Source organism: Luteimonas cucumeris (assembly GCF_007830035.1).
Classification (GTDB): domain Bacteria; phylum Pseudomonadota; class Gammaproteobacteria; order Xanthomonadales; family Xanthomonadaceae; genus Luteimonas_C; species Luteimonas_C cucumeris.
Window position 1 is genome coordinate 114092 of the sequence record NZ_VLKN01000007.1, and the last position, 22625, is coordinate 136716.

Genomic DNA, 22625 nt, shown 5'->3' on the forward strand with positions numbered 1-22625 from the left:
GCGTGCATTGTGTTCACGACCTGACAACGATGCATTGGCTCGTGCGCACGACGCACGCTACGTGACGGGTCAAAGCAGCGAAGCAAGCTCCGCTCTATCAAGCTCCGCCCTATAAGGCCTCAGGCCACGAGCCGAGTACTTCGCGCAGGAACGGCACCGTGACCTTGCGCTGCGCCGCAAGCGAGGCGCGATCCAGCTGGTCCAGCAGCGCGGTCAGGCTGCCGAGGTCGCGATCGACGCGTTTCAGCAGCCAGTCCAGCGCGGCTTCCTCAAGCACCAGCCCGCGTCGTTGCGCGCGCAGTCGCAATACTTCGCGCCGGCCTGCGTCGTCCAGCGGCGCCAGCGTGATGCGCGCGCATTGCGACAGGCGCGAGCGCAGGTCCGGCAAGTCCAGGGCCAGGACATCGGGCATGGCCGCGGCGACGTACAGCACGTTGACGCCCGTCCCGCGCACGCGATTGTGGAAATCGAACAGCGCGACCTCGTCGTCGCGATGGCCGGCAATCGAACCGATGCCATCCAGTGCGATCACGTCGTTGCCTTCCAGCGCTTCAAGCGCTTCGCGCAGGCGTCCCGCTGCGGCGGCCAGCGGCAGATAGGCCGCGCGACGCCCGGCCTGTTCGGTCGCCGCACAGGTCGCCAGTGCGAGATGGGTCTTGCCGACCGCGGCCGGCCCCGCGACATACAGCCAGTCGGCGGAAGGGCGTTCGGCGAATGCCTGCAACAGCGCGATCGCGCCGGCCGGCGCTCCGACGAAGGTCTCGAAACGCTGGTCCGGTGAGTAGCGCAGCGCCAACGGCAGTTGCGCGCTCACGCCTGGCCGGCGTCCTTGTTGCCGCCGGAGTTATCGTCGGGGACGATGATGCCGCCGTTGCTGAGGTGCGTGTCGAGCAGGATCTCCGGCTGGTCGCCGCCGTACAGCCTGCTATGGGTATAGCGATCGCGCGCGTAGTGCAGCAATACGTTGGCGATCGCCGCCACCGGCAGCGCCAGCAGCATGCCGAGGAAGCCGAACAGCTTGCCCCCGGCCAGCACCGCGAAGATCACCGCGACCGGATGCAGGCCGATGCGGTCGCCGACCAGTTTCGGCGTCAGCCAGTAGCTCTCGATCACCTGTCCGATGCCGAACACCGCCAGCACGCCGACCACATGTTTCCAGTCGCCGTACTGCACCAGCGCCGCAATCACGCCGAACACCACGCCGGTGGTCGGGCCGAGATAAGGCACGAAAGTGAACAGTCCGGCGACGATGCCGATCAGGATGCCCAAGTCCAGCCCGACCAGCCACAGGCCGACGCCGTACATCAGACCGAGGATCACCATCACCAGGAACTGACCGCGCAGGAAACCACCGAGCACGGCGCTGGATTCGTTAGCCAGCCGGGTAACGGTGGCGAGATGCTTGCGCGGCACCAATGCGGCAGCGCGATCGATGAACACGTCCCAGTCGCGCAGGAAGAAGAACGTCAGCACCGGCAGCAGCACGATGTTGGCCACCCACGCCAGCACCGCGAAGCCGGAACGCGACAGGTAGCCGAGCATCGTCGCCGCGGCACCACCCGCCTTTTCCCAGTGGGTGCGTACCAGTTCGACCAGACGATCCAGATCCAGCCAACTGCTCAGCTGCAGCCGGGTCCGGCCTTCCAGCCACGGCAGCGCCGTGCCCAGGAACCAGTCACGGTAGTGCGGCAGCGACTTGACCAGCTTGGCGATCTGGCTCTCGATCACCGGCACCAGCAGCACCACCACCAGCAGCACCAGCAGCACCATCGCCGTGAACACGAGCGTCACCGCGACATTGCGCGAACGCCCGGCGCGCTGCAGCCGGTCGACCAGCGGGTCGCCGAGCCAGCCAAGCAATGCGGCCATCACGAAAGGCGTCAGGATCGGCGCCAGCAGCCACACTACTGCCAATGCGCCGACAATGACGAAGGCCCATTGCAGGCGCTTGAGGAACAGCGCGATCTCGGCCAGGGCGGCGTCGTTCAAGGGGGTATTCATCAGCGCAGCAGGAAAGTGGCTGGCTCGCCGTCGCCGCCGATCAGCACGTCCTCGTCCGCCATGCGCTTGAACCCGGCGATGCCGGTCACCAGCTCCAGGTCGTATTCGATCGCACCGGGCGTGGCGCGCACCGGGGTGATCGCGCGCACCACCGGCAGTTTCTGCAGATAGGCCGACAGGCGGATGAAATCGTCGGTGCTGTCGACGCCGGTGAACGCGACGCGATACGTGCCGGCGGGGCCGACGGCGTTCTGGCGTGCGTACTTGCGCGACAGCGCATCAGCCGCCACGTCCGCGCCGGATGCCAGCACGCGCCGTGCATCGGCGCCGTCGACGGATTTCTGCGTCAGCACCTTGCCGCCGTCGACGAAGGTCCAGTTTACCATCCAGCCGCTCTTCCCGCCCTGGGCGCGATAGAGCTTGCCGATCAGCTGCATCGGCGGGTTGTAGCGCGACGACAGCCGCGCGATGGCGCCGGTATCGCCGCGCCAGATCGCGCCGGCCGCGGCCTGTTCCGCGGCGCTGCCGGTCGGCAGGCCGAGCTTGTAGCCACGTTCGATGGCGCGATCGAGCGTGGAGCGCGCTGCATCGGCCTTGGACAGTCCCACCAGCCGCGGGCCACTGCCATCGTCGATCGCCAGCCACAGCACCGGCTTGGGTCGCGGCGACGGCCACACCGGCACGCCCAGCGACGCAGCCATGTCGTCGACCTTCTCCGGGTCGAAGCGCGCGATCAGCGTGGTGCGGAAAGTCGGCGCGCCGGTGGGCGAGACACCTTCGTCCTGGCGATAGTCGTAGCTTTCGACGTAATCGCGGGCGCGGCGCAGTTCCTGGCCCACGCCGGGACGCGAGGCAACGTTGCCTTCGCCCGACAGCTTGCCCAGTACCTGCGCCAGCGCGCGCGCCAGGCCCGCGTCGCGGGCGCTTTCGCTCTGGTTGTTGACCGGCACTTCGGCCTCGTAGACGCCCTGGGCGCCGGCGCGGTCGCCTTCCACGCGCTGCGCGGAGGCCGTGCCCGCCAGCGCCAGCGCGCCGGCCAGCAGCCAAACCGTCGTCCACGCCCACCGGATTGCTCGATGCATCGTCCCTATCCTGCCTGTCGCTGCGCTGCGTCAACCGAAATGGTGCCGCAGTGGCGCTCCGGCGTCCATGTCGGCCGGCCCGGCATCGACGCCGTCGCTGCTAAAATCGCGGTCCCAGCGACCTGCGAGCAGCCGTGACGACTCCCACTCCCCTCACCTACCGCGATGCCGGCGTCGATATCGATGCGGGCAACGAAGTCGTCGAACGCATCAAACCGCTGGTCAGGCGCAGCTTCCGCCCCGAGGTGATGGGCGGCCTGGGCGGCTTCGGCGCGCTGTTCGACCTGTCGGGCAAGTATCGCGAGCCGGTGCTGGTGTCCGGCACCGACGGCGTCGGCACCAAGCTGAAGCTGGCGCAGCAGCTGAACCGCCACGACACGATCGGCATCGACCTGGTCGGCATGTGCGTCAACGACGTGCTGGTGCAGGGCGCCGAGCCGTTGTTCTTCCTCGATTACTTCGCCACCGGCAAGCTCGACGTCGACACCACCGTGGCCGTGGTCGGCGGCATCGCCAAGGGTTGCGAGCTGTCCGGCTGCGCGCTGATCGGCGGCGAGACCGCCGAGATGCCGGACATGTATCCGCCGGGCGAATACGACCTGGCCGGCTTCTGCGTGGCGGCGGTCGAAAAGTCGAAGATCCTCGATGGCAGCAAGGTACGCGCCGGCGACGTGCTGATCGGCATCGCCTCCAGCGGCCCGCATTCCAACGGCTATTCGCTGATCCGCCGTATCTACGACCGTGCCGGGCGCCCGGACGATGTCGATGTCGGCGGCGTCAAGCTGATCGACGCGCTGATGGCGCCGACCGCGTTGTACGTCAAGCCGGTCCTGGAACTACTCGGCACGCATGAATTGCACGCAATGGCGCACATCACCGGCGGTGGGCTGACCGAGAACATCATCCGCGTGATTCCCGATGGGCTGGGCCTGGACATCGAAGCGTCGGCCATCGTGCTGCCGCCGGTGTTCGACTGGCTGCAGCGCGAAGGTGCGGTGCCGCGCGAGGAGATGTGGCGGACCTTCAACTGCGGCGTCGGCTTCGTGCTGGTGGTGGCGCAGGAAGATGCCACGGCTGTCGAAGGCGACCTCGACAGGCTCGGCCTGGCGCATCGCAGGATCGGTGCAGTCGTCGCGACCAGCAGCGATGAACGCGTCAAGATCGCCTGACGGCTTCACTCTTGTCAGATATCCGCCCGCTTTCCGGAGGGGCTTCGGCCCCGGCCATCGGGACTGACGCCGGTATAGCCGCCTCACGCGGCCGGCCGCGCCGCATTGCCGTCCTGGCGTCCAGTCGCGGCAGCAACCTGCAGGCACTACTCGACGCCATCGTCAGCAATCGTCTCGATGGCGAAATCGTCGGCGTATTCTCCGACAAGCCGGCCGCACCGGCCCTGCAGCGCGTGCCGGAAATGCTGCGCTGGAGCCGCGATGCGAAGTCGTATGCGCGGCGCGGGGATTTCGATCGCGAACTGGGCGATGCCGTCGCTGCCTGCTCGCCGGACTGGGTGGTCTGCGCCGGCTACCTGCGCATCCTCGGCGATGCATTCGTCGAGCGATTCCGCGGACGCCTGCTCAACATCCATCCGTCGCTGCTGCCCAAATACCGCGGCCTGCGTACCCATGCCCGCGCGCTGGAGGCAGGAGACCAAGAACACGGTACCAGCGTGCATTTCGTGATTCCGGAACTGGATGCAGGCGCCGTGATCGCGCAGGCACGGGTGCCGGTACATGCGGACGACAGCCCGGAAACGCTGGCGGCGCGGGTGCTGGCTCGGGAACATCCGTTGCTGGTGGCGGTGATGCGGCTCGCGGTTGCCGGGCGATTGACTGAATGCGGAACAACCGTGGCCGTGGACGGTCATACCTTGTTTACGCCGCTGCACTTAGATTGCGCCGGCGACCTCGTCCACCCTGCAGGCGCTGAATGATCCGCATCTTCTCCTTGTTGCTGCTGTTGCTGGCTCCCGCTGCCCATGCGCAGGATCCGGCAATGCCCGTGGCCATGCCCGCGGCGACGCAGGAAGCCACCGCGCCCGACAACACGATGGTGGTCGCCGCACCCGTGCAGGCGCCGCTGCAGCCTTTCGTCGCCGATTACCAGGTCTATCGCGGCGGCAAGCCGATCGGCGATGCGATGATGCAGGTGGTGCAACTGGACGGCGGTCGCTGGCGCATCGACCTGGGCCTGAAGGGCACGCACGGCCTGGCGCGGCTGGCCGGGCTCAACCTGGAACAAAGCACCCTGTTCGACGTCGCCGACGGCCACTACCGGCCGCTGACCCAGAGCACGGTGCGCAAGGCGCGCTTCTCGAACAAGCAGAACACCGGCACCTACGACTGGAACAGCCGCTCCGCGGTCTGGGAAGGCGACGTCAAGAAGGATCGCCGTGCCGCCATCCCGCTGCAGGACGGCGACATGAGCGCGCTGCTGATCAATCTGGCGATTGTCCGCGATGCCGAGCCGGGCAAATCGCTGCACTACCGTTTTGTCGACAACGGCCGCGTGCGCGACCATGAATACCTGGTATCGCCGGAACTGGAAAAGGTCAGCATCGACGACCTCGACTACAACGCCATGCGCGTCACCCGCGTGCGCAGTGGCAACGAGGAGAACATCTTCTGGATCTCGTACGGCGTGCCGACGCCGGTCCGGATCGTGCAACGCAAGGATGGCGAGGACGTCCTCGACCTGCGTCTCATGCAATACACCAGGAGTCAGTAACCATGGCCATGATTTCCCGCAAGCACGTCGTCCGCATCGCGACCACCGCATTACTGATCGCCACCGCCAGCCTGCCGGCCTGGGCGATCAAGCCCTTCACCGCCGACTACGATGCCAACTACATGGGCATGCTCGGCAAGGGCCAGATGAAACTCGTCGCGGGCGAAGGCAATCGCGGCACCGTGACACTCAACATCCGCAGCAACGTCGCCAACCTCACCCAGTCGACCGAGTTCGAGGACCACAACGGCAAGTGGCGCCCACTGTCCAGCAAGGACTCCTCGCTGTTGCTGATCAAGAAGGTCAACCGCAATGCCAGCTACGACTGGGACAAGGGCGAAGCGCGCTGGACCGGCGACATCAAGCCCGACCGCGCCGGCCCGGTGAAGCTCAAGCCCGGCGACCTCGACGGCATGCTGATCAACCTCGCCATCGCCCGCGATGTCGCCGCAGGCAAGCCGCTGCACTACCGCATGGTCGACGATGGCCGCATCAAGCAGCTGGACTACAAGATCGCCGGCAAGGAAACGCTGACTGTCGACGGCAAGGCGCAGTCCGCGACCAAGGTGGTGTTCACCGACGGCAACAAGGAGAACATCGTGTGGGTGGTCGATGGGCTTCCGGTGCCGGCACGCATCCTTCAGCGCAGGGACGGCAAGGACGAGATGGATTTGACGCTGACTTCGTTGCGGTGAGTTTTTATTGACGCGGCGATGGGTGTGGCGGTGGGCCGGGGCCCACCCTACGGTTGCATCGTCGTACGGCAATCGACGCGGATCGATTCGCCGCTGCGGCGCCAGCTGAAGGCCTTGCATTCGCGTTGGCCTTCCACGGTTTTCTTTACCACGACGGCATGCCAGGCCTGCGCGACCTCGTTGCCGGTCACGACGCCATCGCCATTCCAGTCCATGTCGCTGGTCGGTATGCCCGCAGTAAATGCCATTCCGACGAAATAGCCGTAGGCGACGTACGCGACGACCAGCAGCAACAGGCCCGCGGCCACCTTGCGGCGCAGGCTGAAGCGGTTTCGCGAGGCGGGAGTCTTCATCCGATGCGCCTGATCTTCGCGCCCAGATCGCCGAGCTTCTGCTCGATGTTCTCGTAGCCGCGGTCGAGGTGGTAGATGCGGTCGATCGTGGTGTCGCCCTCGGCGACCAGTCCGGCTAGGATCAGCGAAGCGGAAGCGCGCAGGTCGGTCGCCATCACCGGCGCGCCACCAAGCTTCGCGACGCCGTGGACCGTGGCGTGGTTGCCATCGACGCGGATGTCGGCACCGAGCCGGATCAGTTCCTGCACGTGCATGAAACGGTTCTCGAAGATGGTCTCGTCGATGCTGCCGACGCCTTCGGCGATGCAGTTCATCGCCATGAACTGCGCCTGCATGTCGGTGGGGAATGCAGGATGCGGCGCGGTGACGATGTTGACCGCCTTCGGCCGCCGGCCGCCCATGTCGAGCGTGATGCGGTCGCCGTCGCCACCGATCTGCGCACCGGCTTCCTCAAGCTTGGCCAGCACCGCCTGCAGGGTGTCCGGACGCGCGTGCGTGGCCGTGACGCGGCCGCCGGTCATTGCCGCGGCGACCAGGAAGGTGCCGGTCTCGATACGGTCCGGCAGCACGCCGTGCGTACCGCCATGCAGGCGCTCGACGCCATGCACCACGATGCGCGCACTGCCCGCGCCTTCGATGTCGGCACCCAGTGCGTTGAGGCAGGCGGCGAGATCGACGATTTCCGGCTCCATCGCCGCGTTTTCCAGCACGCTGGTACCGGCGGCCAGCGTCGCCGCCATCAGCACGTTCTCGGTCGCGCCAACCGACACCGTATCGAACACCACACGCCCGCCCTTCAGGCGACCGGCCCGGGCCTTGATGAAGCCATGGTCGACATTGATCTCCGCGCCTAGCGCCTGCAGGCCCTTGATGTGCAGGTCGACCGGCCGCGAGCCGATCGCACAGCCGCCCGGCAGCGAGACTTCGGCATCGCCGAAACGCGCCAGCAACGGCCCCAGCACCAGCACCGATGCGCGCATGGTCTTGACCAGTTCGTAGGGCGCGACGTGGCTGTGCACGCTGCGTGCATCCAGCGTCAGGCGGGAGCCACCGTTTTCGTCGACCGCCACGCCAAGCTCCGCGAGCAACCGCAGCGTGGTCTTGACGTCGTGCAGGTTCGGCACGTTGCTGATAGCGACCGGCTCGTCGGTCAGCAGCGCCGCGCACAGGATCGGCAGCACGGCGTTCTTGGCGCCGGAGATGCGGACTTCGCCATGGAGCGGCGTACCGCCGGTAACTACGATTTTCTGCATGTGTATTGGGGGAGCCGGGATCTGGGATATGGGGACTGGAATAATTCAGTGACTTCTTGAAGCAATGAACGTGTTTGGTTCCGCCAGTCCCTAGCTCCCAGCCCCCGCTTCTTCCGGCGTCAACGTCTTCAACGCCAGCGCGTGGATCGCGCCACCCATCAACTCGCCGAGCGTGGCGTAGACCAGGCGGTGCCGGGCCAGCGGCATCTTGCCGCGGAAGGCCTCGGCGACCACGGTCGCTTCGAAATGCACGCCGTCATCGCCGGAAACCACGACATGCGCACCGGGCAGGCCCTGTTCGATCAATCCACGAATGGTGTTGGCGTCCAATTCTGAGCCTGCGATGAAAACGGGGAGGTCGGCCAGCGGCCGGATGGGCGACGCGCCGTGCGACCGCGGTGTCAAGTGCGGTTTTCACGGGGGAAGCGCGTAAAATGCAGGCAATAGCCTAGCGGAAAGCCTGCGTCCACGAAATGGCAAACGACATTCCCGCTACTCCCGACGCCTCCAGTTCCCTCGCCGCCAGCGGCCGTCGCGTCTTCGAAATCGAAGCGCGTGGCCTCGATGCCGTGGCCGCGCGCATCGACGGCGCGTTCTCGGCCGCCTGCGAGCTGATCCTGGCCGGCCGCGGCCGCGTGGTCTGCACCGGCATGGGCAAGTCCGGCCACATCGCGCGCAAGATCGCCGCCACCCTCGCCTCGACCGGCACGCCGGCGTTCTACGTGCATCCGGGCGAGGCCGGCCACGGCGACCTGGGCATGATCACCGACGCCGACGTGCTGCTGGCGCTGTCCTATTCCGGCGAAAGCGACGAAGTGCTGATGCTGCTGCCGGTGCTCAAGCGCCAAGGCAACCGCTTGGTCGCGATGACCGGACGCGCGGCCTCGACGCTGGCGCGCGAGGCCGACGTGCATCTCGATGTCAGCGTGCCGACCGAGGCCTGCCCGCTCGACCTCGCGCCCACCTCCAGCACCACCGCATCGCTGGCGATGGGCGACGCGCTGGCCGTGGCCCTGCTGGAGGCGCGCGGCTTCACCGCCGACGATTTCGCGCGCTCGCACCCCGCCGGCACGCTCGGCCGACGCCTGCTGCTGCACATCGCCGATGTCATGCATGCCGGCGATGAAGTGCCGAAAGTGCGCGAGACCGCTCGCCTCAGCGAGGCGCTGGTGGAGATGAGCCGCAAGCGCCTGGGCATGACCGCGATCGTCGATGGCCAGGATCGGCTGCTCGGCCTGTTCACCGATGGCGACCTGCGCCGTACCCTCGACGACGATCATGCCGACCTGCGCAACACCCTGATTGCCGAGGTGATGACGCATGCGCCCAAGACCATCGCTCCGGACCGGCTGGCGGTCGAGGCTGCGCAACTGATGGAAGCGCACAAGATCAACGCGTTGCTGGTGGTGGACGAGGAGCGTCGCGTGGTCGGCGCACTCAACATTCACGACCTGTTGCGCGCGCGGGTGGTTTAAATGCCGGGACTGGGGACCGGGAATTAGGAATCGCCGAAGCAGAAGCGAAGCATCCCGTTGTCCGCGTCCTGTTCCCCATCTTTCTTCCCAAGTCCGAACACTCGATGCCTCCAGCCGCCGACTACCCTGCCGATCTGCTCGCGCGCGCCACCAGGATCCGGCTCGCCTGCTTCGACGTCGACGGCACGCTGACCGACGGACGCCTGTACTTCGACAGCGAAGGCCGCGAATCGAAAGCCTTCCACGTGCTCGATGGCCAGGGACTGGTGCTGCTGCGCAGGCATGGCATCCATGTCGCCTTCGTCACCGCGCGCGCCAGCCTGGCCTCGGAGAGGCGCGCCGCCGACCTCGGCGTCGAGTCCTGCATCGGCGTCAAGGACAAGCTGGACTGCGTGCAGCAGATCGCGCAGCGGCTCGGCATCGGCCTGGATGAAGTCTCGTTCATGGGCGACGACCTGCCCGACCTGGCCGTGATGTCGCGCGTGGGCCTGGCGGTCGTGCCGGCCAGTGCGCACGCATCGATGCTGGCCCACGCCCACTGGCGCACCCAGGCCCGGGGCGGCGAAGGCGCGGCGCGCGAGTTCTGCGACATGCTGCTGGTGGCTCAGGACCGGAGCGGACAACTGCAGGCGTTGGGCACATGAGCTGGCGCATCATCCTGGGACTGGTGCTGCTGGCGGCCGCGATCGCCACCGGCTGGTCGCTGTGGACGCATCGCGATCAACGCCGGCCTTCCGACGAGCGCAGCGACCGCCCCGACTACGTGCTGAAGGATTTCGAAGTGGTCGCGCTCAACAAGCAGGGCACGGAGGCCTTCACGCTGCGCGCGCCGCTGCTCAACCGGCGTCCCGACGACCAGACCATGACGCTGACCACGCCGCTGTTCTTCTTCCCCGACAAGCAGGGCGGGCATTGGCAGGCGCGATCGCAGACCGCCTGGGTCAGCGCCAAGGCCGACGAAGTCCGGCTGAAAGGCGATGTCCGCGTCGACAGCCCGGACAATGCACCGCAGCCGGTGAAGATGACCACTTCGCAGCTGAACGTATTCCCGGACAAGAGCCTGGCCCGCACGCCGGAGCTCGTTACCATCACCCGACCGGGTTTTATACTGCAGGGTCGCGGCTTCGAAACCGACCTGAAGACCAAGCAATACCAGTTCAACTCACAGGTTCGATCCACTTATGACCCTTCGACCAGCCCTTAGCCTGGCCCTCCTCGCCGCCGTGCTGGCGACGGTCTTCGTCGCGCCGGCCCTGGCGCGCACGAACGATCGCAACCAGCCGATGAACATCGCCTCGGACCAGCAGTCGGGCACTTTCGCCGACAACAGCGTCAACGTGATCAGCGGCAACGTGCATATCCAGCAGGGCTCGCTGGACATCCGTGCGCAACGCGCCGAGGTCACGCTGAAGAACGGCGAGCCCAGCCGCGTCGTGTTCACCGGCGCACCGGTGGTGATGAAGCAGCAGATGGACGACGGCTCGCCGATGACCGCGCGCGCCGACAAGATCGATTACGACCTGAACACCGAAACCATCCTGCTGATCGGCAACGCCTTGGTCGAGCAGGCGCGCGGCAGCACCAGCGGCCCCAAGATCTCCTACAACATGACCACCGGACGCATCGACAGCGGCGGCGGCAGCGGCGGCCGCGTCAAGACCACGATCTTGCCGCGCTCGGCCGCCCAGCCCGCGCAAGGGAAGAAGTAATGCTGGTCGCGCGCGGCCTGCGCAAGGCATACCGCTCGCGCGAAGTGGTGCGCGATTTCGCGCTGACCCTCGATGCCGGCGAAGTGGTCGGCCTGCTCGGCCCCAACGGCGCCGGCAAGACCACGTGTTTCTACATGATCGTCGGCCTGGTGCCGGCCGATGCCGGCGAGATCGTGCTCGACGGCCGCGACATCACCCACGAGCCGATGTACACCCGCGCCAAGCTCGGCGTCGGCTACCTGCCGCAGGAGCCGTCGGTGTTCCGCAAGCTCACCGTGGCCGACAACCTGCGCCTGGTGCTGGAATTGCGCGCGGACCTGGATTCCGCTGGGCGTGAGCGCGAACTGGCCAGCCTGATGGACGAACTGCAGGTGACCCACGTCGCCGACCAGATCGGCGCCAGTCTGTCCGGCGGCGAGCGCCGCCGCGTCGAGATCGCGCGCGCGCTGGCCGCCCGTCCGCGCCTGATGCTGCTCGACGAGCCGTTCGCCGGCGTCGACCCGATCTCGGTCGGCGAGATCCAGCGCATCGTCACCCACCTCAAGAGCCGCGGCATCGGCGTGCTGATCACCGACCACAACGTGCGCGAGACCTTGGGCATTTGCGACCGCGCGTATATCCTCCACGATGGCAGCGTGCTCGCGCAGGGGGCTCCGGACGCGCTGCTGTCCAACCCCGATGTCCGCCGCGTCTACCTCGGAGAAGCTTTCCGCCTGTAACGCACGGCCGACGGGCCCGCCTGGATGCGTTACCTGTTACGGATATGAAGCCCAGACTCCAGACCTCCCTGTCGCAACACCTGGTGATGACGCCACAGCTGCGCCAGGCGATCCAGCTGTTGCAGATGTCGGCGACCGAGCTGGAAGCGGAGATCGCCGCGGCTGTCGAGAGCAATCCGCTGCTGGACTGGACCGATGAAGCCGCGCCCCCGGAAATCGCGATTCCCGAAGGCCGCCACGCCGAGAACGGCACCGGCAACGGCAGCAGCGCGACCGAACAGCCTGCCGCCGGCCAGGAAAACGACGAGCCGTGGACGATCGGCGAGGAAGCCTGGCATGAACGCATCGGCCCGTCCTCCGATCGCGATGACGATCACGATGACGCCGCCGATCGCGTCGCCGAGCCGGAAACGCTTGGCGACCACCTGTTATGGCAGCTGCACCTGACCCATCTGTCGCTGCGCGACCGTCGCATCGGCGCGATGCTGATCGACGCGCTCGACGATGACGGCTACCTGCGCGAATCGCTGGATGCGATCGCCGACAGCCTGCGCCCCGATGTCCACGCCAGCAATGACGAGATTCTCACCGTCCTGCGCCAGATCCAGCGCTTCGACCCGGCCGGCGTCGGTGCGCGCACGCTGGGCGAATGCCTGAGCCTGCAACTGGCGCTGCTGCCGGACGAAACGCCCGGCAAGGCGCTGGCGCTGCGGATCGCTGCCGGGCCGATCGAACGCTTGCCGAAGGTCGGCATCGACGGCTTGGCGCAGGAACTGGGCTGCGATGTCGACAGCGTCAACGTCGCAGTGCAGGCACTGCGTTCGCTCGATCCGCGACCGGGTGCGCAGGTCGGCGGCGTGGCCAGCGACACCTATGTCAGCCCCGACTGCGTGGTCTGGCGCCAGAACGGCGTCTGGCGTGCCGCGCTGGCGCACAACTACGCGCCACGGGTATCGATCCATCGCGGCTACGAACGCATGATCGGCGGCGCCTCGCAGGCCGATGCCGGCTACCTGCGCGGCCGGCTGCAGGAAGCGCGCTGGCTGCTGCGCAGCATCGAAGCACGCGGTGAAACCCTCCTCAAGGTGATGCGCTGCCTGATCCGCCAGCAGTCGGGCTTCCTCGAATTCGGCGAACAGGCGCTGCGCCCGCTGACGCTGCGCGAGGTCGCCGGCGAAGTCGACCTGCACGAGTCGACGATCTCGCGCGCGATCGCGCGCAAGTACGTGCGCACCCCACGCGGCACCATTCCGCTGCGCGCGTTCTTCGCCTCGGGCATCGACACCGACGGCGGCGGCGGCACCTCCAGCACGGCCATCCAGGCCATGATCCGCGAACTGATCCACGCCGAGAATCCACGCAAACCGCTGTCCGACGCCAGCCTGGCGTTGTCGCTGAAGGCGGCCGGCGTGCCGGTGGCGCGCCGCACCGTGGCAAAATACCGCGAAGCGATGCATATCCCCTCCTCCCATGAGCGCGTCAGGATCGGCTGAACCCGTTCGCGCCGAAGCCGGCCAACGGCCCGGACTTAACCTTGCCTTCACCGCGGCTTGCCGCGAATCGGCGAAGCTGGTCACGCTTCAATCCGGCTTGACACTCGTTTCGCCACCACACCACGCAGGAGGTTACCGATGCGCATCGAAACCCATGGCCAGCAGATCGAGATCACCCCGGCCCTCCGCGACTACGTCGAAAGCAAACTCGCGCGGCTGTCCAGGCATTTCGACCAGCCCTTCGATGTGCGCACCCAGCTGAGCATCGACAAACCCGACCACCGCGCCGAAGCCACCGTCAACCTGGCCGGCCGTACCCTGCACGCAGACGCCAATGCCATCGACATGTACGCCGCCATCGATCTCCTCGCCGACAAGCTCGACCGCCTGCTGGTCAAGCACAAGGACAAGATGGTCGAACACCGCCGTGGCGATGGCATCGCACGCAGCGGCGATTTCGGCTGACGGGCCGCCATCGGCCATGCCGCTCAACCAGTTGTTGTCCGCGGGGCGGATCCTGCCCGCGGTCGAAGCCGGCGACCGCGCCGCCGTGATCGAGGTCGCCGCGCGCCTGCTGTCCGGCGACGACCCGGCACAGGCCACCGCCATCGCCGACGGCCTGCGCCAGCGCGAGCGCCTGGGCAGCACCGCGATCGGCCACGGCATCGCCATCCCGCATGGTCGCAGTGCCGTCCTCGGCGAACCGCGTGGTGCCTTCCTGCGGCTGGTCGAGCCGATCGATTTCGGCGCCAGCGACGGCCAAGCCGTCGACCTGGTGTTCGCGCTGATCGTGCCCGAACATTTCACCCAGCAGCATCTGCAGCTACTGTCGGAGCTGGCCGAGCGCTTCGCCGACGCCGACTTCCGCTCCGCACTGCGCGAAGCCGACGACGCGCAGGCGCTGCTGCGCCTGCTGGCAGGACCAGTGGAAACACTGCACGCGGACGCGAGGCGGGCATGAGCGAACGCATCACCGCGCGCGAGCTGTTCGAGCAGCAGCGCGAACGCCTGGAACTGCGTTGGCTGGCCGGCGAGCGCGGCGCCGAGCGCGTGCTGGAATCGGTCGACACCGTGGCCCGGCGCCCATCGCTGTCGGGCTACCTCAACATCATCTATCCCAACAAGGTACAGATCCTCGGCACCGAGGAATTGTCGTGGCTGGATGCGCTGGATTCGCGCCAGCGCTGGGAAACCATCGAGAAATTGATCCAGTTCCGACCGCTGGCTCTGGTGATCAGCAAGAACCAGACCTGTCCGGAAGACCTGCGCCTGGCCGCGGAGGAATCCGACACGCCGCTGTGGAGCTCGCCGAAGCGCGGCCACGAACTGCTCAACCACCTGCAATACCACTTGGCGCGCACGCTGGCGCCGCGGATCACACTGCATGGCGTGTTCATGGAGATCTATTCGATCGGCGTGCTGATCACCGGCGAATCCGGATCGGGCAAGAGCGAACTGGCGCTGGAACTGGTCACGCGCGGCCATCGCCTGGTCGCCGACGACGCCCCGGAGTTCACCCAGATCGCGCCCGACGTACTCGATGGCACCTGCCCGGAAATGCTGCAGGACCTGCTGGAACTGCGCGGCCTGGGCGTGCTCAACATCCGTCAGATGTTCGGCGACACCGCGGTGAAACGTAACAAATACCTGCGCCTGATCGTGCACCTGACGCGACCGCACCTGGAACCCCAGCCCAGCGGCATCGAACGGCTCACGGGTGATGTCGGCCTGCGCCGCGTGCTGGACCTCGACGTACCGATGATCACCCTGCCGGTGATGCCGGGTCGCAACCTGGCGGTGCTGACCGAGGCGGCCACGCGCACGCATATCCTGCGCGCCAAGGGCGTGGATCCGGCGGCGGCGTTCATGGCGCGGCACTCGCATTTCCTGGAGCGCGCCACGTGAGCCCCGCCCACTTTCGTAGAGATCCTGCTCGACTGCTCTTGGCCCTCCCCTTCAAGGGGAGGGTTGGGTGGGGATGGGTTTGACTTTGTACTTCACAGCAACATCAAACCCATCCCCATCCCGGCCTTCCCCTTGAAGGGGAAGGAAAAAATCAAGAGCAGTCGAGCAAGCTCGACTCTACCTACACAAAAACGGATGATCACGCACACTCTCGGATCCGCCGCCACATGAATACCCCTGCCCCGACCAACGACGACACCGACCAGACGCTGATCGTGGTCAGCGGCATGTCCGGCGCCGGCAAATCGGTGGCGCTGAAGACGTTCGAGGACCTGGGCTTCTACTGCGTCGACAACCTGCCGGCGGAACTGCTGCCGGATTTCGTGCGCGGCGTGGCGCGCGACGACGGCATGCCGGAAAAACTCGCGGTCGGCATCGACATCCGCAGCCGCAGCGACCTGGCCAACCTCCCGCAATGGCTGTCCGCGGTCGGCGCGCTGGGGCTGGATCCGCGGCTGGTGTTCTTCGACACTCACGACGAAGTGCTGCTGAAGCGCTACGCCGATACGCGCCGGCGCCATCCGCTCAGCCACCTCGGCCTGTCGCTGGCCGATGCGATCTCGCTGGAGCGGCAGGTGCTCAAGCCCCTGCGCACGCTGGCCGACGTGGTCATCGACACCAGCACGCTCAACGTCCACCAGCTGCGGCGGCAGGTGATCACCGAGTTCGGCCTGAATTCCGACGCGAAGCTGTCGCTGTTGTTCGAATCCTTCGCCTACCGGCGCGGCGTGCCGGCCGATGCGGATTTCGTGTTCGACGCACGTGGCCTGGCCAATCCGCACTGGAACGCGGAACTGCGGCCGCTGTCCGGCCGCGACGCGGCCGTGCGCGAATTCCTCGAAGCGCAGTCCGAGGCTGGCGAATACGTCGCCCAGGTCGCATCCTTCCTCGACACCTGGCTGCCGCGCATGCAATCGGACACGCGCAGCTACGTCACCGTTGCCTTTGGCTGTACCGGCGGCCGCCACCGTTCGGTGTACCTGGCCGAGCGCCTTGCCGCACACGCCCGCGAGCGCGGCTGGGCAGAAGTGGCGGTGCACCATCGCGAGCTGGATTGACAGGATATTCCTGGGGCTGTCCGTCCAGCGCCGCCTCGTGACATGTCCTTCACTGCCGCGCACACACGCTGCCGTCAATGAATTCACGCGCCCCGCTGCTTCTCGCGACCGCTCTGCTGTCGGCCGCCATGGTCGCGGAGGCTAGATGCGCGGATATGCAGGGTGCGTCCACGGCCGTGCAGGACGAGGCATCAGCGGATGCGTATGCACGGATGTCGCGCGGCGTATCGCTGGGCGTGGCGGTGATGTGGAGCGAAGGCCTGCTGCTCGGCGAGGACACCCGCACCTACGTCGTGCCGACCATCGCCTACGAAGGCGAACGCGTGTTCTTCCGCGGCATCAACGGTGGCGTGCACCTGCTCCAGCGCGATGGTTTCGAACTGGACGCGATCGTCGCGGTCCGGCTCGACGGCTGGGACGCGGAAGACCTGGACGCAACCCGCCTGGCCGCGGTCGGCATCGACCGTGCGCTGCTGAGCGATCGCGACGCGGGCCTGGATGCCGGGCTGGAGCTGGCCTGGACAGGCAGGGCCGGCAAGATTTCGCTGTCGGCCAAGGGCGACATCATCAACGCCAGCGGCGGCGTGGAAGTCGCGCTGGATTACAGAAGCGCGTTCCGGGTCGGGCCGGGCCTGCTGACGCCGCATGTCGGCGTGAGCCACTGGTCCGGCGGACTGTCGGACTACTACTACGGCACCTTGCCGGAAGAAGAGAAGCGCGGCGTGCCGCGCTACCGGCCCGGCTCGGCGGTCGTACCCGAGGTCGGCCTGGGCTACCTGCAACGCCTGCGCGATCGCTGGCTGTTCGTGGCCGCCGTCGACTACCGCTGGCTGCCCAGCAGCATCGTCGACAGTCCCCTGGTCGATGACGACAGCGGTGGCGTGCCGTCGGTATTCTTCGGCTTCTCGCGGTCGTTCGGTGGCCAGCCTCGCTGAGCATCTGTCACCACGGCTGTTGGCATCCGTGCGACATCGCCCGGCAATCCAGGTCGGCGCGCTGGTCCCATCACTGCATCGAATTATTCATTGCCGGGTTGCGTCGGCCGGGAACAACCGGGCAACGCGGATGTGCGATGCTCCATCCCGCAGGCCCGCTTTCTTGCCGTCACCCTGGTCTGCTAACTTGATCGCATGGCCGTCGGCATCCTGCTCATCACCCACCAAGGCATCGCCGCGCCATTGATCGCGGTGGCGACGCAGCTGCTACGGCAGTTGCCGCTGCGCACCGAGGCGTTCGAGGTATCGTTCGACGGCGATCCGGACGCCCTGCTGCCGGAGGCCAGCGCCGCATTGCGCCGGGTCGACGGCGGCGACGGCGTGCTGGTGTTGACCGACCTGTACGGCGCCACGCCCAGCAACCTGACGGCGAAGCTCGCCCGCCTCGGCACGCCGCTGCGGCGCGTGTCCGGCCTGAGCCTGCCGATGCTGCTGCGGGTGATGAACTACGCCGACCTGGCCCTGGACGAACTGCCGGCGATCGCCGCCGCCGGTGCCCGCAACGGAGCGATCGTCGATGACGCCTGAGCGCCTGCCCGCCCCTGTCCTTTTTTCCGCGAACACCGGAATGGAATCCCCCTGCCATGCTTGAACGCGAACTCGTCGTCAGCAATCGTCTCGGCCTGCACGCGCGCGCCACCGCCAAGCTGGTGCAGCTGCTGTCCGGCTATCGATGCAATGCCACGCTCACCGCCAAGGGCCGCGAGGTCAATGCCAAAAGCATCATGGGTGTGATGCTGCTCGCCGCGGGCCAGGGCACCGTGGTAACCCTGCACGTGGACGGCGAGGACGAGGCCGCGGCGGCCGATGCCGCCAGCGACCTGTTCGCGCGCAACTTCGACGAGGGTTCCTGATGCGGCAACTCCTGCCCGGTCATGGTGCCTCGCGCGGCAACGCGCTGGGCCGCGCCCGGGTCCGTTTGCCGCATGTGCTGGATGTCGTCGAGGAACGCATCGCCGCCGACAAGGTCGATGCCGAACTGGCCAGGCTGCACGCCGCCATCGATATCGTGCGTGGCGAAATGCGCGACCTGCGCGAACGTCTGCATGGCGCGCTGGTGCACGAGGTCGGCGAGTTCCTCGATCTGCACTCGCTGCTACTGGATGACCCGGAACTGCTGCAGGGCCTGGACGACCTGATCCGCACCGGACGCTACAGTGCCGACTATGCGCTGCGACTGCAGCGCGACCGCCTGGCGGGCGTGTTCGCCGGTATGGACGACGCGTATTTCAGGAGCCGCGTCGACGACATCGACCAGGTCATCGGACGCATCCACGCCGCTCTGCACCGGCGCGATGTCCGCCCGCGCGGCACCTCCGGCGAGATCCTGGTGACCGACAACGTGGCGCCGGCGGAGATCGCGCAGTTGCAGGCGCAGGGCGTGGTCGCGATCGTCACCTCGGCGGGCAGCGTGCTTTCGCACAGCGCGATTCTGGCCCGCAGCCTCCACCTGCCGCTGATCGTCGGCGCCGCTCAGGCCCTGCAGAAGGTCAACGACGGCGACGTGCTGATGGTCGATGGCGGCAACGGCGAGTTGATCGTCGAGCCCGACGCCGCCGATCTGCGTTCACATCGCATCCGGGTGCGCGAACTGGCGCGCGAACGCAAGCAGCTGCATCGCCTGCGCCGCGAACCGGCGCGCACCCTCGACGGCATCGACATCAAGCTGTACGCGAACGCCGAATCGCGCGACGACGTCGCGGAGGCGCACGCACTGGGTTCTGCCGGCATCGGCCTGTACCGCACCGAGTTCCTGTTCCTGCAGCGCAACGAGGTACCCGACGAGGACGAGCAGTTCCGCGCGTACCGCGACGTGGTACTGGGCATGACCGGGCGCACCGTGACGATCCGCACCCTCGACCTGGGCGCGGACAAGGCCGACCGCACCGGCCTGGTGATGGGCGACGAGCCCAATCCCGCGCTCGGCGTGCGCGGTGTGCGGCTGTCGCTGTCGCACGCCGGCCTGTTCGAGACGCAGCTGCGCGCGATCGTGCGCGCCAGCGGCTACGGCCCGGTACGTATTTTGGTGCCGATGGTCAGCTGCCGCGAGGAAATCATGGTGGTGCGCAAGCTGCTGAAGCGCGTGATCCGCGAGCTTGGCAACAGCGGCCACGAGATCGCCGAACACATCCCGTTGGGCGCGATGATCGAGGTCCCGGCCGCGGCGATCGCCCTGCCCGGGTTCATCGGCGCGATCGACTTCCTGTCGGTCGGCACCAACGACCTGGTGCAGTACCTGCTGGCGGTGGACCGCAACAACGACGCGCTGTCCGAGTTGTACTCGCCACTGCACCCCGCGGTGATGCGCCTGCTGCACAACGTGATCCGCACCGCGCACATGCGCGGCAAGCCGGTGGCGGTGTGCGGCGAAATGGCGGGCGACGCGCTGTTTACGCCGCTGCTGCTAGCGCTGGGCCTGAGCGAATTCAGCCTGCATCCGACCACGCTGCTGGAAGTGCGCAAGGCTGTTCGCGAATGCAACCTGGTCGAGCTGCGCAAGCGCAGCGGCGCATTGCTGCGGGCGCGGGACCGTGAGGCGATCGAGCGCTGGATGCAGGCCAACACGGCGGCCTGACGACCCGCTCGGGCCGCCAGGCGCAACAGCTGCCTGCACCGTCGCAATCTGCAATGCGATACTGCGCGCCGGTCCGCAGCCATCGCCCGCCCATGATCGTTTCCCCGCAAGTCCTGTCCGACGTCGACAACCTGCGTGCGCGCTTCTGCGGGGCGCAGCCGTTCCGGCACATCGTGATCGATGACTTCCTGGACGCCGGTTTCGCCGACGCCCTGCTTGCGCAGTTCCCTGACTTCGAGCGCGGCAACAGCAACAACGAATACCGGCAGAAAGGCGGGAAGTCCGTGGTCGAGTCGGTGCGCAAGCTGGGGCCGGCCTACCAGCAGATGGATGACGTCATCCAGGGCCGCGAATTCCTCGGCCTGATCGAGCGCATCACCGGCATCCCCGAACTGCTTTACGACCCCTACTACCTGGGCGGCGGTACCCACAGCAACCGCAGCGGGCAAAGCCTGGATGCCCACGTCGACTTCAACTACCACCCGGTCGACGAATGGCACCGGCGGCTGAACCTGATCGTCTATCTAAATCCGGAATGGCAGGACAGCTGGGGCGGGCAATTGCAACTGCACAGCGATCCCCGTCGCGACGACAACCGTACCTCTTCCATCGCGCCGGTCTTCAACCGTGCGGTGATCTTCGAAACCAACGAGGTCAGCTGGCACGGATTTCCCGAGATCCGAATGCCGGAAGACCGGCAATCGCTGACCCGCAAGTCCGTGGCACTGTATTTCTACACCCGCGACCGGCCCGAAGAAGAAACGGTCGGCAAACACACCACGGTCTACATCGACCGGCCCCTGCCCGAGCACCTGCGCGCCGGACACGTGCTCGACGACGGCGACATGCAGGAACTGCAGGCGCTGTTGTCCCGTCGCGACCATCACATACAACGCCTGTATCGCGAACTGCACGAGCTGACCGCGGCGCGCGATCGCGGTGCCCTCGGGCGGATCCTGTACCTGGCCAAGCGCGCCTATTTTCGCGCGCGACGATGAGTGCGCGCCTCCGCATCGCCCACCGATGATTGCCGATTCGCCATTCCCGGCGATAATGCACGCATGAAAGCCTGATCCTGTCGCGCCCTCGTGGTGCGACGCGCCACGCTTCTTTTGAAGCCGGGAAGCCCCGAATGGCCGAAGCCGTCCGCCACGACAAGACCGCGCGCCAGCTGCGACTGCTGTCCGATGCACTGGACAGCGGCCGGCTCGGTCCCGTGCGCCGGCTGGTCAACACCTTGTCGCCTGCGGAAATCGGCAACCTGCTCGAATCGCTGCCGCCGGGCAAGCGCGAAGTGGTGTGGGGCCTGGTCGATGCCGAGGACGACGGTGAAGTGCTGGTCCACGTCGGCGACGAGGTACGCGAAAGCCTGCTCGCCGACATGGATCCGGACGAGATCGTGGCCGCCGTCGAGGATCTCGACATCGACGACCTCGCCGACCTGGTCGAGGACCTGCCCGACACGGTCATCGACGAAGTGCTCAAGTCGATGGACCGCGAGAACCGCGAGCGCCTGGAACAGGTGCTGTCCTACGACGAGGACACCGCCGGTCGCCTGATGAATCCGGACGTGGTGACGGTGCGCGCCGACACCACCGTCGACGTGGTGCTACGTTACTTGCGTCTGCGTGGCGAACTGCCCGAGCACACCGACCACCTCTACGTGGTCAGCCGTCGCCACCAGTACATCGGCCGCATCGCACTGGCCGCGCTGCTTACCCACGAGCCCGGCACGCCGATCAACAAGCTGATCGACGACGAGCAGGCGGCGATCGACGTCGACGAGTCCGCCAACGAAGTCGCGCGCCAGTTCTCCGACCACGACTGGCTCAGTGCGCCCGTGGTGGACGACAACAACATCCTGCTCGGCCGCATCACCATCGACGACGTGGTCGACATCATCCGCGACCAGGCCGAACACCAGGCGTTGAGCGCCGCCGGCCTGGACGAAGACGACGACATGTTCAGTCCGGTACCGCGCGCGGTGCGCCGGCGCGTGGTATGGCTGGCGGTCAACATGGTCACCGCGTTCATCGCGTCCAGCGTGGTCGGGCAGTTCGAGGCCACCATAGAGAAGATCGTCGCGCTGGCGGTGCTGATGCCGATCGTCGCGGGCATGGGCGGCAACGCCGGCACCCAGGTACTGGCGCTGATGGTGCGTGGCCTGGCGCTGGGCCAGGTCGGCGCCTCGAACGTGCGCACGCTGCTGTGGAAGGAAATCCGCGTCGCGCTGCTCAACGGCCTGCTGCTCGGCACCGTGGTCGGCAGCGTCGCCTGGGCGTGGTTCCACGATCCACGCCTGGGCCTGGTGATCGGCAGCGCGCTGACGCTCAACTTCTGCGTCGCTGCGCTGACCGGCGTATTGGCACCGCTCACGCTCAAGCGCATGAACCTCGATCCGGCCCTCGCCGGCGGCGTCATCCTGACCGCGATGACCGACACGCTCGGTTTCCTCTCATTCCTCGGACTGGCGACGCTGATCCTGTTGAAGTAACTCGGAAACTCTTTCGTGGAGTCACGCCTGTTCG

At 67.1% G+C, this 22625-nt stretch carries 26 protein-coding genes; 20 read left to right on the forward strand and 6 right to left on the reverse strand.

Going from position 1 to position 22625, the window contains the following annotated elements:
- Window positions 1-109: 109 nt before the first annotated feature.
- From hda to IP90_RS14360, 3 genes are read right to left on the reverse strand one after another with little or no spacing between them, the layout of a single operon-like run.
- Window positions 110-814, reverse strand: coding sequence for a DnaA regulatory inactivator Hda (gene hda, locus IP90_RS14350; RefSeq protein WP_144900341.1), 705 nt, complete (start codon window positions 812-814; stop codon window positions 110-112).
- Window positions 811-2001: an AI-2E family transporter gene (locus tag IP90_RS14355; RefSeq protein WP_144900342.1), complete on the reverse strand. Its 1191-nt coding sequence runs from the start codon at window positions 1999-2001 to the stop codon at window positions 811-813. The genes hda and IP90_RS14355 overlap by 4 nt, the downstream gene beginning before the upstream one ends.
- Entirely contained in the window at window positions 2001-3083 is a 1083-nt protein-coding gene (locus IP90_RS14360) for a DUF2066 domain-containing protein (protein WP_144900343.1), read from the reverse strand. The genes IP90_RS14355 and IP90_RS14360 overlap by 1 nt, the downstream gene beginning before the upstream one ends.
- A 134-nt stretch (window positions 3084-3217) precedes the next feature.
- Here IP90_RS14360 and purM point away from each other — a divergent pair, with 134 nt between their 5' ends.
- From purM to IP90_RS14380, 4 genes are all read left to right on the forward strand, one after another.
- On the forward strand, window positions 3218-4252 hold the full coding sequence (gene purM, locus IP90_RS14365; RefSeq protein ID WP_144900344.1) for a phosphoribosylformylglycinamidine cyclo-ligase: 1035 nt from the start codon (window positions 3218-3220) through the stop codon (window positions 4250-4252).
- 74 nt (window positions 4253-4326) lie between these two features.
- A complete protein-coding gene (gene purN, locus IP90_RS14370; protein WP_144900412.1) occupies window positions 4327-5013 on the forward strand; it encodes a phosphoribosylglycinamide formyltransferase in 687 nt (228 codons plus the stop codon).
- Entirely contained in the window at window positions 5010-5807 is a 798-nt protein-coding gene (locus IP90_RS14375) for a DUF3108 domain-containing protein (RefSeq protein WP_144900345.1), read from the forward strand. Before purN ends, IP90_RS14375 begins: the two co-directional genes overlap by 4 nt.
- Before the next feature lie 2 nt (window positions 5808-5809).
- A complete protein-coding gene (locus tag IP90_RS14380) occupies window positions 5810-6502 on the forward strand; it encodes a DUF3108 domain-containing protein (protein WP_144900346.1) in 693 nt (230 codons plus the stop codon).
- 47 nt (window positions 6503-6549) lie between these two features.
- Here the strand turns inward: IP90_RS14380 and IP90_RS14385 are convergent, their stop codons facing one another.
- The 3 genes from IP90_RS14385 to IP90_RS14395 form a co-directional block, all read right to left on the reverse strand.
- Complete coding sequence (locus IP90_RS14385; RefSeq protein WP_144900347.1) at window positions 6550-6855, reverse strand: EF-hand domain-containing protein; 306 nt, start codon at window positions 6853-6855, stop codon at window positions 6550-6552.
- On the reverse strand, window positions 6852-8108 hold the full coding sequence (gene murA / locus IP90_RS14390) for a UDP-N-acetylglucosamine 1-carboxyvinyltransferase (RefSeq protein ID WP_144900348.1): 1257 nt from the start codon (window positions 8106-8108) through the stop codon (window positions 6852-6854). Before murA ends, IP90_RS14385 begins: the two co-directional genes overlap by 4 nt.
- A 90-nt stretch (window positions 8109-8198) precedes the next feature.
- Window positions 8199-8438: a BolA family protein gene (locus IP90_RS14395; RefSeq protein WP_144900349.1), complete on the reverse strand. Its 240-nt coding sequence runs from the start codon at window positions 8436-8438 to the stop codon at window positions 8199-8201.
- Window positions 8439-8581: 143 nt separating this feature from the next.
- Here IP90_RS14395 and IP90_RS14400 point away from each other — a divergent pair, with 143 nt between their 5' ends.
- From IP90_RS14400 to mgtE, 16 genes are all read left to right on the forward strand, one after another.
- Window positions 8582-9583 (forward strand): KpsF/GutQ family sugar-phosphate isomerase, encoded by a 1002-nt coding sequence (locus IP90_RS14400; RefSeq protein WP_144900350.1) that lies wholly within the window; start codon window positions 8582-8584, stop codon window positions 9581-9583.
- Window positions 9584-9687: 104 nt separating this feature from the next.
- Entirely contained in the window at window positions 9688-10227 is a 540-nt protein-coding gene (locus tag IP90_RS14405) for a KdsC family phosphatase (RefSeq protein ID WP_144900351.1), read from the forward strand.
- On the forward strand, window positions 10224-10787 hold the full coding sequence (lptC, locus tag IP90_RS14410) for an LPS export ABC transporter periplasmic protein LptC (protein ID WP_144900352.1): 564 nt from the start codon (window positions 10224-10226) through the stop codon (window positions 10785-10787). The genes IP90_RS14405 and lptC overlap by 4 nt, the downstream gene beginning before the upstream one ends.
- Window positions 10765-11292, forward strand: a complete 528-nt coding sequence (gene lptA, locus IP90_RS14415) for a lipopolysaccharide transport periplasmic protein LptA (RefSeq protein WP_144900353.1) — start codon at window positions 10765-10767, stop codon at window positions 11290-11292. Before lptC ends, lptA begins: the two co-directional genes overlap by 23 nt.
- A complete protein-coding gene (gene lptB / locus IP90_RS14420) occupies window positions 11292-12011 on the forward strand; it encodes an LPS export ABC transporter ATP-binding protein (protein WP_144900354.1) in 720 nt (239 codons plus the stop codon). The genes lptA and lptB overlap by 1 nt, the downstream gene beginning before the upstream one ends.
- Before the next feature lie 44 nt (window positions 12012-12055).
- Window positions 12056-13504, forward strand: coding sequence for an RNA polymerase factor sigma-54 (locus IP90_RS14425; protein ID WP_144900355.1), 1449 nt, complete (start codon window positions 12056-12058; stop codon window positions 13502-13504).
- Between the two features lie 138 nt (window positions 13505-13642).
- Window positions 13643-13969, forward strand: coding sequence for a ribosome hibernation-promoting factor, HPF/YfiA family (gene hpf, locus IP90_RS14430; protein ID WP_144900356.1), 327 nt, complete (start codon window positions 13643-13645; stop codon window positions 13967-13969).
- Between the two features lie 16 nt (window positions 13970-13985).
- Window positions 13986-14465, forward strand: coding sequence for a PTS sugar transporter subunit IIA (locus tag IP90_RS14435; protein ID WP_144900357.1), 480 nt, complete (start codon window positions 13986-13988; stop codon window positions 14463-14465).
- Window positions 14462-15409: an HPr(Ser) kinase/phosphatase gene (hprK, locus tag IP90_RS14440; protein WP_144900358.1), complete on the forward strand. Its 948-nt coding sequence runs from the start codon at window positions 14462-14464 to the stop codon at window positions 15407-15409. The genes IP90_RS14435 and hprK overlap by 4 nt, the downstream gene beginning before the upstream one ends.
- 227 nt (window positions 15410-15636) lie before the next feature.
- Window positions 15637-16527, forward strand: coding sequence for an RNase adapter RapZ (gene rapZ, locus IP90_RS14445; protein ID WP_144900359.1), 891 nt, complete (start codon window positions 15637-15639; stop codon window positions 16525-16527).
- Window positions 16528-16604: 77 nt separating this feature from the next.
- Window positions 16605-17462 carry a MipA/OmpV family protein gene (locus IP90_RS14450; protein ID WP_199753497.1) on the forward strand — a complete coding sequence of 286 codons (858 nt, stop codon included), beginning with the start codon at window positions 16605-16607 and terminating at the stop codon, window positions 17460-17462.
- Between the two features lie 195 nt (window positions 17463-17657).
- On the forward strand, window positions 17658-18050 hold the full coding sequence (locus IP90_RS14455) for a PTS sugar transporter subunit IIA (protein WP_144900360.1): 393 nt from the start codon (window positions 17658-17660) through the stop codon (window positions 18048-18050).
- A 56-nt stretch (window positions 18051-18106) separates the two neighbouring features.
- On the forward strand, window positions 18107-18376 hold the full coding sequence (locus IP90_RS14460; protein WP_144900361.1) for an HPr family phosphocarrier protein: 270 nt from the start codon (window positions 18107-18109) through the stop codon (window positions 18374-18376).
- On the forward strand, window positions 18376-20097 hold the full coding sequence (ptsP, locus tag IP90_RS14465) for a phosphoenolpyruvate--protein phosphotransferase (RefSeq protein WP_144900362.1): 1722 nt from the start codon (window positions 18376-18378) through the stop codon (window positions 20095-20097). Before IP90_RS14460 ends, ptsP begins: the two co-directional genes overlap by 1 nt.
- Before the next feature lie 92 nt (window positions 20098-20189).
- Window positions 20190-21095, forward strand: a complete 906-nt coding sequence (locus IP90_RS14470) for a 2OG-Fe(II) oxygenase (protein ID WP_144900363.1) — start codon at window positions 20190-20192, stop codon at window positions 21093-21095.
- A 134-nt stretch (window positions 21096-21229) separates the two neighbouring features.
- Window positions 21230-22591 carry a magnesium transporter gene (gene mgtE / locus IP90_RS14475; RefSeq protein WP_144900364.1) on the forward strand — a complete coding sequence of 454 codons (1362 nt, stop codon included), beginning with the start codon at window positions 21230-21232 and terminating at the stop codon, window positions 22589-22591.
- The last annotated feature ends 34 nt before the right edge of the window (window positions 22592-22625 follow it).